Annotated in this window: 10 protein-coding genes; 7 read left to right on the forward strand and 3 right to left on the reverse strand. The window is 67.8% G+C overall.

Features of this window, described 5'->3' with window-relative positions; all coding sequences use genetic code 11:
* The first annotated feature begins 55 nt into the window (after positions 1 to 55).
* The 3 genes from GOALK_RS22190 to GOALK_RS22200 are packed head-to-tail and all read left to right on the forward strand — an operon-like array spanning position 56 to position 3,466.
* Complete coding sequence (locus GOALK_RS22190; RefSeq protein WP_040004438.1) at positions 56 to 1,891, forward strand: hypothetical protein; 1,836 nt, start codon at positions 56 to 58, stop codon at positions 1,889 to 1,891.
* Entirely contained in the window at positions 1,888 to 2,142 is a 255-nt protein-coding gene (locus GOALK_RS22195) for a hypothetical protein (protein ID WP_040004439.1), read from the forward strand. Before GOALK_RS22190 ends, GOALK_RS22195 begins: the two co-directional genes overlap by 4 nt.
* On the forward strand, positions 2,114 to 3,466 hold the full coding sequence (locus GOALK_RS22200) for a hypothetical protein (protein WP_006361096.1): 1,353 nt from the start codon (positions 2,114 to 2,116) through the stop codon (positions 3,464 to 3,466). Before GOALK_RS22195 ends, GOALK_RS22200 begins: the two co-directional genes overlap by 29 nt.
* Before the next feature lie 23 nt (positions 3,467 to 3,489).
* On the opposite strand, the gene GOALK_RS22205 is transcribed toward GOALK_RS22200, so the two are convergent.
* On the reverse strand, positions 3,490 to 4,089 hold the full coding sequence (locus GOALK_RS22205) for a hypothetical protein (RefSeq protein WP_006361097.1): 600 nt from the start codon (positions 4,087 to 4,089) through the stop codon (positions 3,490 to 3,492).
* Between the two features lie 289 nt (positions 4,090 to 4,378).
* Here GOALK_RS22205 and GOALK_RS22210 point away from each other — a divergent pair, with 289 nt between their 5' ends.
* Complete coding sequence (locus GOALK_RS22210) at positions 4,379 to 5,173, forward strand: SGNH/GDSL hydrolase family protein (protein WP_006361098.1); 795 nt, start codon at positions 4,379 to 4,381, stop codon at positions 5,171 to 5,173.
* A gap of 12 nt (positions 5,174 to 5,185) precedes the next feature.
* Here the strand turns inward: GOALK_RS22210 and GOALK_RS22215 are convergent, their stop codons facing one another.
* Together GOALK_RS22215 and GOALK_RS22220 are read right to left on the reverse strand one after the other, a co-directional pair.
* Positions 5,186 to 5,779, reverse strand: coding sequence for a class I SAM-dependent methyltransferase (locus GOALK_RS22215; protein WP_006361099.1), 594 nt, complete (start codon positions 5,777 to 5,779; stop codon positions 5,186 to 5,188).
* A 50-nt stretch (positions 5,780 to 5,829) separates the two neighbouring features.
* Positions 5,830 to 6,990 (reverse strand): MalY/PatB family protein, encoded by a 1,161-nt coding sequence (locus tag GOALK_RS22220; protein WP_040004441.1) that lies wholly within the window; start codon positions 6,988 to 6,990, stop codon positions 5,830 to 5,832.
* A gap of 163 nt (positions 6,991 to 7,153) precedes the next feature.
* On the opposite strand from GOALK_RS22220, the gene GOALK_RS22225 reads away from it, so the two are divergent.
* The 3 genes from GOALK_RS22225 (at position 7,154) to GOALK_RS22235 (ending at position 12,265) form a co-directional block, all read left to right on the forward strand.
* Positions 7,154 to 7,945: an LLM class F420-dependent oxidoreductase gene (locus GOALK_RS22225; RefSeq protein WP_006361101.1), complete on the forward strand. Its 792-nt coding sequence runs from the start codon at positions 7,154 to 7,156 to the stop codon at positions 7,943 to 7,945.
* Between the two features lie 169 nt (positions 7,946 to 8,114).
* Positions 8,115 to 10,082 carry a TPM domain-containing protein gene (locus GOALK_RS22230; RefSeq protein ID WP_006361102.1) on the forward strand — a complete coding sequence of 656 codons (1,968 nt, stop codon included), beginning with the start codon at positions 8,115 to 8,117 and terminating at the stop codon, positions 10,080 to 10,082.
* A gap of 101 nt (positions 10,083 to 10,183) precedes the next feature.
* Positions 10,184 to 12,265, forward strand: coding sequence for a PhoX family protein (locus GOALK_RS22235; protein WP_006361103.1), 2,082 nt, complete (start codon positions 10,184 to 10,186; stop codon positions 12,263 to 12,265).
* Positions 12,266 to 12,303: the final 38 nt, after the last annotated feature.

Raw genomic sequence — 12,303 nt, forward strand, 5'->3', positions numbered from 1 at the left:
TCGCAGTTTGATCGACGGCCTTCCGGGACATGACCAAGATGTGCATACTTCGTTCATGACAACAAGCGATGTCACGGACCTCCGCCTCGCTGCCGAGGGCGGAGGAGCGGCACTCGACCAGGTGTTCCTGATGTCCGCAGCAGCCGGAGTGGTGTCCATCGGACTGCTCTGGATTGGCTACCTGCATCGCACGCACAAGATCACGTGGCTGACCACCCTCGCCGAGTGGGCCGCGCGCCGCGTCAACCGGCCACCGTGGGCGGCCCTGCCGATCTTCCTGTTCACCAGCACCATCATCTGCGCCCTGTTCGGCTTCCTCTGGGACGTCAGCCTGCACATCGGTGACGGCCGCGACGAGGGACCGCTCGCCAACCCGGCGCACTACTTCATCCTGGTCGGCCTGTTCCTGCTGTTCATCTCCGGCATGCTGTCGGTCTTCCTGCCCTTCGAGAAGCCCGGACGCTCCGCGATCAGGATCACCCGCAACTGGTACGCACCGGTCGGCGGAATCCTGTTGGCAGGCTGCGGCTTCTACGCCCTGCTGGGCTTCCCGCTGGACGACGTCTGGCATCGCATCTTCGGTCAGGACGTCACGCTCTGGGGTCCGACCCACCTGATGCTGATCGGCGGTGCAGGACTGTCCCTCATCGCGGTCGTCATCCTCGACCGCGAGGGCAGGGCCGCGATGGGCGCCGACCTCCCGCCGGACGGACGAGGACAGTGGATTGTCCGCTGCCTCGCCTTCGGCGGCCTTGTGATCGGCATGTCGGTCTTCCAAATCGAGTACGACTTCGGCGTCGAGCAGTTCCGGCTCGTGCTGCAGCCGATGATGATCGCCGGTGCCGGCGCATTCGCGCTCGTCGCCGCGCGGATCAGCCTCGGACCGGGCAGTGCGCTCGTCGCCGCGGTGTTCGCGATCCTGCTGCGCGGTGTGGTCGCGGTCGTCGTCGGGCCCGCGCTCGGTGCGCCGATCAACGTGTTCCCGCTGTACCTCGGCGCGGCCGTGGTCATCGAACTGCTCGCGCTGACGCCGCTGTTCAAGCGGCGCGTGCTCTTCGGCGCGGTGGCGGGCCTGGGCGTCGCGACCGTCGGACTCTGGATCGAATCCTGGTGGATCGCGGCCGCTTACCCGTTCCCGTGGGTGACCGGCATGTGGGGAGAGGCCCTGGCCATGGCCATCCCGGTGGGCGTGGCCGCGGGTCTGTGCGGTGCCCTGCTCGGCATCGTCTCGGTCGGTGAGCGCCTGCCCCGACGCTGGATCAGCATCACCGCCGTCGTGCTCTCGGTGGTGGTGATCGGCGGTGCCGTCGCGAACGGTCTGCGCGTCTCCGTGCCGGCGGACATGACCGCACGAGTCGTCCTGACCCCGGCCGGAGCGAACGACGCGGCCGAGCAGAACGTCACGGCCGAGGTCTTTCTCGACCCGTCGGACGCGATCAGCGGCGACCCGGAGTGGGTGACGCTGATGTCCTGGCAGGGCGGCATCGACAACGATCGCGGCATCGTCATCGACCGGCTCGAACGCGTGGGCCCCAACCAGTTCCGGTCCACCGAACCGATGCCGGTGTCGGGATCGTGGAAGACGATCCTCCGTGTGCAGGACGGCACCACCATGGCCGGTGTACCGGTGTATCTGCCGGCCGACCCCGCGATCGGCGCGGAGGGGGAACCGGCGCAGCAGACATCGACGAAGCCGTTCGTCGCGGAGATCTCGATCCTGCAGCGTGAGCGCACCTTCGACTATCCGTCGTGGCTGTTCGGTGCCGCGTCGCTGGTGGTGCTGGTGTGCTCGCTGCTGCTCATCACCGCGCTGTCGTGGGGAGCCGGTCGGGTCAACTCCCGCGAGACCACCACGGGCGCACGGGAACCCGAATTGGCGCCGCAACGATGATCGCCGCCGCACAGGAGATGATGGTCCATCACCTCGCCACGCATCCCCTGATCCTGGCGCTGCCCGCGGTGATCCCGGCGTTCATCCTGGTGGGCGTCATCGTCGCGATCGCGATCCACGACCGTCGTCGTGGCGACGACGAGGACGCTCCGGACTCCGACGAGCCCACCCACTCCGACGCGGATACCGACCCCACCGTCCCACCGACCCGGAACGAGGCCGATGACCCCGACCGTGAGGCCGACGTCTGACACCCTGCTCGCCCACGGTCTGGGCGGTTCGGAGTACCTGCCGGTCCCGCTGACCGCGGTGCTGATCGGCGGCGCCTGGGCTCTGACGATCTCCTTCGCGGTGATCGCATTCGCCTGGCGCACACCGCGATACGGTCGATCTGACGCCGGGCGCGAACTGCCGTCGTGGGTTACGGCCACCGTCGACAATTCCTGGGCTCGCGGCCTGATCGCCGGTGCCGCCCTGGTACTTACCCTGTGGCTGGTGCTTGCCGCGTTCGGCCCGGACACCGACGAGAACCCGCTTCCCGGAGCGTTCTACGTGCTGTTGTGGGTCGGGATGACGGTGCTGTCGGCGCTCATCGGTCCGGTCTGGCGGCTCCTGTCGCCGATCCGAACGGTGCTGCGCGTCGCGGGCGCCGCCCTCGGCCCGCGGGCTGTCGGCCGGAAGGTCTATCCCCGTCGTCTGGGCTGGTGGCCGGCCGCGTTCGGCCTGTTCGCCTTCGTCTGGCTGGAACTGGCCTCGCCGGAGCCGGGTTCGGTCTCGGCCGTGCGACTCTGGTTGCTGTGCTATCTCGTGATCACACTCGCCGGCGGCATCGTCTGTGGACTGCGGTGGACCGACAACGCCGACCCGTTCGCCGTGTACAGCACCGTCGCGTCCCGCCTCGCCCCGTTCGCGAAGAACGCCGACGGCAAGGTGATCGTGCGGAGTCCGATGAACTCGCTGACCACCCTGCCGGTTCTTCCCGGAACCGTCACCGTCCTGGCGATCCTGCTCGGCTCCACCGCATTCGACAGCTTCTCGGCAATCCCGCTGTGGCAGGAGTTCGTCGACGAGCGGTCCGACGGTAGCCAGGTGAGCGCGACCCTGCTCTCGACCGCCGGTCTGCTGGTGTTCGTCGGCGTGGTCGCGGTGACCTTCTGGTCGGCCGCGCGCGCCGTCGGCGGGGTGGGACCCGACCGGCGACGCCGCCTACCCGGTCTGATGGCGCACTCACTCATCCCGATCGTGATCGGCTACATCCTCGCCCACTACCTGCAATCACTCGTCGAACAGGGACAGGAAGCTCTTCTGGCCCTGGGCGATCCGCTGGGACTGGGATGGAACCTGTTGTGGCTGAGCGACGCCCACCCGGTGTACATCATGTCGGATCACCCGACCGTCACCGTGACACTCAAGGTGCTCTTCGTGGTCGGCGGCCACATGATGGGCGTCGCGGCGGCCCACGACGCCTCATTGCGGCTCCTCCCCCGCCGACACCAGCTGACGGGCCAGCTCACGATGATGGTGACGATGGTCTGCTACACCTTCCTCGGGCTGTACCTGCTGTTCGGCGGGTAGATCCGGCCCCGGCTGGCGAACAGCTATAGACCGAGAGAGCCGAGGTCGAGCGACCCGAAGTCCAGCGAACCGTTCGAGCTGCGACACCCGTCGACGACCAGATTCTGCGGTGTCGGTAGACGATCAGCGGTCTGAGGTCCGGTCTTGATCCGGAACCAGATCGTCTTCGTTCCGTCCGACGAGGGTTCGGGCGCGCCGGTCACCGTCTTGAGGTCGATCGTCCGCTCGGTGACGAAACCGTCGGGTTGGGCGTTCCGATTGTACGGATTGCCATTCCCCCAACTCGGAACTCCCGGAGCGAGACCCGAGGTCAACGCCGGTGAATCGCCGACCCACCGCGCAATCGGCCATGGGATACCCGACACCTCACGCCACGGAGCGGACATCTCGGCCGGAATGCTCGTCGCGTTCACCATGGCCGGGTCATTCTCCTGCTCGAACCACCAGTCCGGCTGGAAATAAGTGGAATTCGTGTAGTTGGTGATCTTGATGGTAGCCGTACAGTCTCCGTTGGAGACCCCTTGCAGTGTCAGTCCGCCCGGAGCCGCGGATGCTGTTCCGGCACCGGTGATTCCACCGGCCGCCACGCCCGTCGCCAGCACAGCCGCGCACAGGGCGCGCATCGATGATTTCCTCATGAGCCCTCCCGAAAGGCGCAGGCACGTTTGTCGGTTTTGATCCCCCTGCGCCGACGTCACCGTAAGTCGAAAGGGAAGCGACACGTGCGGTGTTCAGCGAATACGTCTGATCAAGGGACAATGTCCGAGTCGCTTGATGTCGAGGACATCTCGGTTCCCTCACGAAGCAGTCACTCCGAGTTCACTTCTGTGCACAGACGGTCACTCTCGACCCATGCGTTCATGTCGTCGAAGTAGAACCCTCGCCGTCGCGTTGGGAGCGGTGGCCGGACTGATGGCCGGGGCAACCGCGGTTGCGGTCGCCGACGATCCGACCGAGTACGTGGCGCTCGGGGCGTCGTTCTCGGCAGGCGTCGGGATTCCCTCGTCGGTTCCGGGATCGCCGACCGGCTGTGGACGGTCCACCAACAACTTCCCGCGTCTGGTCGCCGAGGAGGAGGGCTACCGACTCAAGGACATGAGTTGTGGTGGCGCCCAGACCCGACACCTCACGACGAGCCAAACCGCCGGCCAACCGCCACAGTTCGACGGCCTGAGCCCGACGACCGATGTCGTCACCATGCAACTCGGTTACAACGACGGCAACGTCTACTCGGGCAGCATCGCCGACTGTTCACAAACCGCCTCGGGCAGCTCACAACTCGCACCGTGTGAAGCCCGCACTCTCGGTCGGTACTCGGCCGAGATCCAACTGTCGGCCGCGAAGATCGCCACCGCCATCGCAGGGATCAAAGACCGAGCCCCAGCCGCGCGGATCCTGGTCGTCGGCTATCCGGCGGTCTACCCGCAACAAGGCAACTGCCCCGGACGAAACCCGTTCTCCGCCGAGGACACCGCCTTCCTCGACCGTCTCGAAGTCGAGCTGAACACCATGCTGAAGACTCAGGCCCAGCTGGCCGGCGTCGCGTTCGTCGACACGTACGGCCCCAGCGTCGGGCACGATTCCTGCAAGTCCCAGTCCACGAGGTGGGCCGAACCGTACACGAATCCCGTTGGCGCACTGCGGCTGCATCCGAACGCCAAGGGGCATCAGCAGGTTGCGAAAGCGGTACTCGCCGCCCTCGACTGACCCACGCGCCCGCTACCGGCCGGCTCGTCGAGCCCGGAACACCATGTCGTGCGTGTGATGACCGCGGCCTGCGGCTTTGCCCCGCTCACGCGTCTCGTCGGTGACGATCTCCCAACCGTCGCCGAGGAGTTCGGCGAAACCGCCCGGCTGCACGTAATCGTCCGGCTCGAACCCGTGCGCTCGCACGCCCTCCGGTGCATGCGCGACGACGAGCAGCGAACCTCCCGGGCCGACAGCGTCGACGAGCTTCCGCGCGACCTCGAGCTCCTCGACGAGGATCGGGAAGTAGTGCAGCGCGACGAGACCGTAATCGGCACCGGGGACTGGATCGACGACGAGATCGGCGCGTGTCCACGTGATCGGCAGTTCGCCACTGATCTCGCGTGCCCGGTCGAGCGCCACCTGTGAGATGTCGACAGCGGTCACCTCCCAGCCGCGTTTCGCCAGCCAGCGGGCGTCGGCGCCCTCCCCCGACCCGACGTCGAGCGCGGTGGTCGGCGTCAGGTCGTTCGCCTCGATGATCAGCGCGGGGTTGACGTCCGCGGTCCACAGCCGCTCGGCATTGCCGTATCGCTCATCCCATTCTGCGGCCCGCTCGTTGTCCATTCGGAGATTCATAGCAGTTGGCCGCGGCAGCAGGCGCGGTTTCGTCGCTATCAGTCGGGCGGGTTGTCGACGACGCGCGCGATCCGTCGGATCGCCTCGGTCAGCACCTCCGGCGAACACGCGACGTTCAACCGCGCGAAGCCGTTGCCCTGCGAACCGAACGCGGGCCCGTAGTGCAGCGCGACGCGGCCGTGTTCGAGGATCGGGAGGCCCGGGTTATCGCCGAGCCCGGCGTCGCGGAAGTCGAGCCACGACAGGTACGACGCACTCGGTCGGGTATAGACGACACCCGGAAGATGCTTTGCCAGAAGGTGATCCAGCAGATCGAGACTCTCGCCGATTACCTCGAGGATGGCGTCGAGCCACTCGTCGCCGTGAGCGAAGGCGGCCTCGGTCGCGGCGCGGCCGAGGATGGAGGTGCGGTACTGCACCTCGTCGGGCTGACGTGCGACGATCGCCCGGGTCGCATCGGAGGTGGCGACCATCAGCGCACACTTGGCGCCGGCGAGGTTGAACGCCTTGCTGGCCGAATGCGCAGCGATGCCCACCTCGCGCGCGGCGTCGCTCACCGCGAGGAACGGGACGAATCCCACCCCGGGATGGACCAGCGGCGCGTGGATCTCGTCGCTCACGACGGTCGCACCGTACGACGCCGCGAGCTCGGCCAGCCGCGCGAGATCGGATGCGTCGTGGACCAGACCCACCGGATTGTGCGGGTGACACAACAAGACTGCCCGCGCACCCGCCTTCAGCGCTGTCTCGATGCCGTCGAGGTCCATCCGCCACCCCGGGTCGTCGAGCAGCGGCACCTCCACGACGGTTCCGCCGGCCTCCGGGATGAGCTCGAAGAACGGTGGATACACCGGCGGCATCAGGATGACACCGTCGCCCGGACGTATCGCCGTCCGCAACGACTCGACGATCACGACGCTCACGTCGGTGGTCAGCGTGACGTCGTCGGCGCTCAGCTGCCAGTCCCACCGCCGCTCGGCGAAACCTGCGAAAGCCGTTCCCACACCGCCCGAGTCGCCGGCGTAACCGACATCGGACGCCCGGATGCGGTCGATCATCGCCTCCGCGACCACCGGTGCGAGCTGGTAGTCCATCTCCGCGATGAACAGTGGCAGGACGTCGTCGGGGTGGGTCGACCACTTCGAGCTGGTGCGGCGTCGGAGTTCATCGAGGGACGGAGCGGCGGGCCTGGGTGTCACAGGCTCTTTGGTACCACCCTTCGAGACGACCCTCCGCAAGCTCCGGGCCTCCTCAGGGAGCAGAAGACACGTCAGCCCCCCAAGCTCCGGGCCTCCTCAGGGAGCGCGGGACCATAAGACGTCGACGTCGACGTCGACGTCGTAACCAGGCAGACTGGTCGCCATGGCCTTTCCTCTTCGTATCGGTGTCCAGATCCAGCCCCAGCACGCCCCCGAGTACGGCCTGATCCGGGACGCGGTCCGTCGCGCCGAGGATGCGGGCGTCGACGTCGCCTTCAACTGGGACCACTTCTACCCCCTCTACGGTGCTCCGGAGGGTGAACATTTCGAGTGCTGGACGATGCTCGGTGCGTGGGCGGAACAGACGTCGCGGGTGGAGATCGGCGCGCTGGTGACCTGCAACTCCTACCGCAATCCGGAGTTGCTCGCCGACATGGCCCGCACCGTCGACCACATCAGCGGCGGCCGTCTGATCCTCGGTGTCGGCGCCGGCTGGTTCCAGAAGGACTACGACGAGTACGGCTATGAGTTCGGCACCGTCGGCTCGCGCCTCAACGACTTCGGGGCGGCACTGCCGCGCATCAAGTCGCGTCTGGGCAAGCTGAACCCCGCACCCACCCGCGACATCCCGATCCTCGTCGGCGGCAGCGGCGAGAAGAAGACGTTGCGCTACATCGCCGAGCATGCCGACGCCTGGCACGGCTTCAACGACGTCGAGCAGTACCGCCACAAGTCGAAGGTCCTCGCCGAGCACTGCGCCGCGGTAGGACGCGATCCGGAGACCATCGAACGGTCGTCGGCGGTGCAGTTCGACGGCGACGTCGACGCCATGCTCCGCGGTGCCGACTCGCTGGCCGATGAGGGCATCAGTCTGCTCACCGTCGGCGTGACGGGCCCCGACTACGACCTCACCGCCGTCGAGGCCCTGTGCCGGTGGCGCGACGCTCGACTCTGAGCACGTGCCGGCACCGATCGAGGTCAAGGACGGACATACACTCACCCGAATGCGGCGGCTGGTTAGATTTGTGATCATGCATCGGGAACCTGCGTTTCGTGGAGGGTGGGGGCACGTCGTGCCACGTCGCGTCTCGGCAGCTCTCGGAGCCGTCGGTCTCGCGCTCGGCATGACCCTGCTGCTGAGCGTCGGAGCCGGCACGGCCGCCGCCGAGCCGCCCACGCGCCTGCCCACCTATGTCGTCGACTCGGCCGAGGTGATCACCCCGGAGCAGCGGACCGAGCTCGAGAACGCCGTCGACGATCTGTACAACGAGCACGACATACAGATGTGGATCGTGTACGTCCGCAGCTTCGACGGCCTCACCAGCGAACAGTGGGCCGACCAGACCGCCATCGCCAGCGAACTCGGCGACCACGACGCGCTGCTGGCCGTCGCGACCGAGGACCGCGCCTACCGCATGTTCGCTCCGGACAGCATCGGCGGACTCGACCAGTCGACCCTCGATGACGTCGCCACCAACGACGTCGTCCCGCAGCTTCGCGAGGGCAACTGGGCGCAGGCCGGGCTGGGCGCCATCAACGGGCTCTCGAATGCCCTCGACCCCAGCTACACCGGGGTCATCACCGCCGGTGTCGTCGGCGGGGCGGTCGTGATCGGCGGTGGCGGCGCGTACCTCTATTCGCGACGGCGCAAGCAGCGTCGGATCGACGGCAGCGTGGAAGCGCTTCGCGAGCAGGAACTGACCGTCGACCAACTCGCGGAACAGCCACTCGACGTACTGGATCCGTGGTCCCGCGAGGTCCTCACCGATCTCGACAACGCCATCCGCACCAGCGAAGAGGAACTGCGGCTGGCCGTCGACGAGTTCGGGCCGGCCGAGACCGCACCGTTCACGAAGGCGCTCGAGCGGGCGAGACGCGGTCTCGCGCAGTCCTTCACCACCCGGCAGCGGCTCGACGACAACGTCCCGGAGACCGACGACGAACGCCGCGGGATGCTCGTCGAGATCATCACCTCGTGCACCGAGGCCGACGCCGCGCTCGACGACCAGGTCGAGGCCTTCGATGCGATGCGCAACCTGCTGATCAACGCGGACACCCGCTTCGACGCGATCACCCAGCAGCTGATCGGCTTGCGCGCACGCCTCGACCCGGCCACGCAGCAGCTCACCGAGTTGACCGAGAAGCACGGCGAGCAGACGCTCGCATCGATCCTGCCGAACGTCGAACTCGCCCGGCAGCAGATCGATTTCGCCGAGGCGACCGCCGATCAGGGTCGTGCTGCGAGTGCCGCACCGGTCGGGCAGCAGGGTCCCGCGGTCGCGGCGATCCGTTCGGCCGAGGGGTCCATCGAGCAGGCCACCGTGCTCCTCGACGCGATCGATCACGCCGACGCGAACATCGCGGCCGCACAGTCCCGTATGCCCGCGCTGATCGAGGAGGTGGAGGGCGAGCTCGCCGAGGCCGCCTCACTGACCGCCGATGGCGGACCCGCGCTGGCGACTGCCGCGGCGGCCGCGCGAACCGCGCTCGACGCGGCCCGCACCGGCTTCGACGCCGATCCCTTGGGATCGTTCACCGCACTGGTCGACGCGGACGCCGATCTCGACGACGCGCTCGACGCCGCAAGGGATTCCGCGGCCGAACGCACCCGTCGCGCACAGGTGTTGACCGCGGCCCTCGAGTCGGCGACTGCGAAGGTGACCGCGGCGTCGGACTTCATCGGCACCCGACGCGGCGCCGTCCAGTCCACCGCCCGGACCCGTCTTGCCGAGGCCCAGCGACTTCTCCGGTCCGCCCAGGAGGCCGCCGGAACCGACCCGGGCGCCGCCACCTCGACGGCACGCCGGTCCGGTGCTCTCGCCGACCAGGCTCTGATGGCCGCCCAGGGTGACGTCGTGAACTGGCAGCAGTCGCAGCAGCCGCGTTCGGGCGGCTCCTCGACCGCCGGAGCCGTCCTCGGCGGCATCCTCGTCGACAGCTTCCTGCGCGGCACCATCAGCGGCGGGCGCGGTGGATACCGAGGCGGATACCCCGGCGGATTCGGTGGCGGGTTCAGCAGCGGCGGACGCAGCCCCGGCTCGTTCGGCGGCTCCGGATCGTCGGGACGGATCGGTACCGGCGGGCGGTTCTAGAGGCTTCGACAGAGCTCAGCCGGCGGACGGCCACCGCACGTTGGGTTCCCGTTCACATCCGGGTCTCCACCGGTTCGCTCGCGCCGCCTAGCGTCCTGCGAGTGCGAATCCAGTTGCCGCTGTTCACCTCCACCGGTCACGACGCCGGCCGTTCCTCTCGCGCCCATGTGACGTGTCGCTACAAATGTGGCGATGCCTGCCGTCACGATCCCGGAAACCGCAGCGACAACGGGTACTTCCGCGACGTCGTGCGTACCGCGGTCTCGCGGCGGAGCGTCCTCAAGACGTCGGCGGGTGCGGCCGTCGCGGTCGGAGCGGCATCGGTGCTCGCGGCCTGCGGCGAGAGCGGCTCGGGAAGCGGCACCTCGACGACCGGATCTGCCACCGGAGATGCGCTGCCGGGCATGAAGTTCGCGGCCGTCCCGGCCAACACCGAAGACGCGGTGGTGATCCCCGACGGATATCGGCAGGAGGTGGTCATCCGCTGGGGCGACCCCGTCCTGCCCGGCGCCCCGGAGTTCGACTTCGCCAATCAGACCCCCGAGGCCCAGGCCGGGCAGTTCGGCTTCAACAACGACTTCGCCGGGCTCATCCCGGTCGACGGCGTGCCCGACCACTTCTACCTGGTCGCCAATCTGGAGTACCCCACCGAACCGTTCATGTTCACCGGGTACAAGGACGGCCAACCCACCGAACAGCAGGCCCGCATCGCGATGGCCTCGATCGGTATCGCCGTGGTCGAGGTGACCGCCCGGCCTGGCTCCGGCGCGCTCACAACCGTTGTCGGACCGCGTAACCAGCGCCTCACCGCGTCGAGTCCGTTCCGCCTGACCGGTCCCGCCGCAGGCACCGAGTTCGTGAAGACGAGCGCCGATCCCGCCGGCACCACCGTCCTGGGTACGATCGCCAACTGCTCCGGCGGGCTCACCCCGTGGGGCACCATGCTCTCGGGCGAAGAGAACTTCAACGGTTACTTCAGCAACGCGAGCACGGTGACCGACCCGAAGACGGCCGGACGTCTCGCGCGCTACACCTTCGAGGACGACGCCGACGAACACCACTGGGGTCGCTTCGACAAACGCTTCGACCTGGCCGTCGAGCCCAACGAGGCCAACCGCTTCGGCTACATCGTCGAAGTCGATCCACACGATCCGAAAGCCGTTCCCGTCAAACACAGTTCAATGGGGCGGTTCAAGCACGAGTCGGCCAACATCTACGTCGTCGGCAGTGGTCCCGGCGAGGGCACCGTGGTCGCCTACAGCGGTGACGACGAGAAGTTCGAGTACATCTACAAGTTCGTGTCGAGCCGAAAGATCAAGAGCGGACTGTCGAAGACCGCGCGCGAACACAACATGCGCATCCTCGACGAGGGGACCCTGTACGTCGCTACGTTCACCGGCGAACCGGTCGACGGTTCCGGCGCCCTGCCTGCGGCAGGCAAGTTCGCGGGCAAGGGGTCGTGGAAGCCCCTGCTCACCGTCAATGCCGACGGCACGGCCCGGTCGTACGTCGCCGGCATGTCACCTGCCGAGGTCGCGGTGTTCACCCGAGAGGCCGCTGACGCCGTCGGCGCCACCAAGATGGACCGTCCCGAGGACATCGAGCCGAACCCGAAGACCGGCAAGGTGTACTGCGCACTGACCAACAACAGCGACCGCGGCACCGACGGCAAGGCCGCCGCCGATCTCGCGAACCCCCGCAACGAGAACAAGAACGGTCAGATCCTCGAGATCACCGACGACCACACCGGTACGGAGTTCACCTGGGAACTCCTGCTCGTCTGCGGCGACCCCGCCGCCGCCGACACCTACTACGGCGGGTTCGACAAGACCAGGGTCAGCCCCATCTCCTGCCCCGACAACGTCGCCTTCGACCCGCACGGCAATCTGTGGATCTCCACCGACGGCAACGCGCTCGACTCCAACGACGGCCTGTTCGCCGTCGCCCTCGACGGTGACCGCCGCGGCGAGACCAAACAGTTCCTGACCGTTCCCAAGGGCGCCGAAACGTGCGGTCCGGTCATCGACAGCAGCCGCATCCTGATCGCGGTGCAGCATCCCGGAGAACTCGACGACCATTCCGCGGACAATCCGGCATCGCACTGGCCCGACGGCGGGAACTCCCAACCGCGGCCGTCGGTGGTCGCGGTCTGGCGCGACGGTGGGAGCCCGATCGGCGTCTGACGCGCGTGTCAGCAGCGTCACACCCTGACGAGATGTTA

The sequence above is a fragment of the Gordonia alkanivorans NBRC 16433 genome (genome assembly GCF_000225505.1).
Lineage (GTDB): Bacteria > Actinomycetota > Actinomycetes > Mycobacteriales > Mycobacteriaceae > Gordonia > Gordonia alkanivorans.

Coding starts and splice junctions, on each gene's coding strand:
- GOALK_RS22205 (WP_006361097.1), bottom strand. CDS start 4,089: ATGCGCGCCCTGTGCGCGGCTGTGCTGGCGACGGGCGTGGCGGCCGGT.
- GOALK_RS22230 (WP_006361102.1), top strand. CDS start 8,115: ATGACCCTGCTGCTGAGCGTCGGAGCCGGCACGGCCGCCGCCGAGCCG.
- GOALK_RS22190 (WP_040004438.1), top strand. CDS start 56: ATGACAACAAGCGATGTCACGGACCTCCGCCTCGCTGCCGAGGGCGGA.
- GOALK_RS22210 (WP_006361098.1), top strand. CDS start 4,379: ATGGCCGGGGCAACCGCGGTTGCGGTCGCCGACGATCCGACCGAGTAC.
- GOALK_RS22200 (WP_006361096.1), top strand. CDS start 2,114: ATGACCCCGACCGTGAGGCCGACGTCTGACACCCTGCTCGCCCACGGT.
- GOALK_RS22195 (WP_040004439.1), top strand. CDS start 1,888: ATGATCGCCGCCGCACAGGAGATGATGGTCCATCACCTCGCCACGCAT.
- GOALK_RS22225 (WP_006361101.1), top strand. CDS start 7,154: ATGGCCTTTCCTCTTCGTATCGGTGTCCAGATCCAGCCCCAGCACGCC.
- GOALK_RS22215 (WP_006361099.1), bottom strand. CDS start 5,779: ATGGACAACGAGCGGGCCGCAGAATGGGATGAGCGATACGGCAATGCC.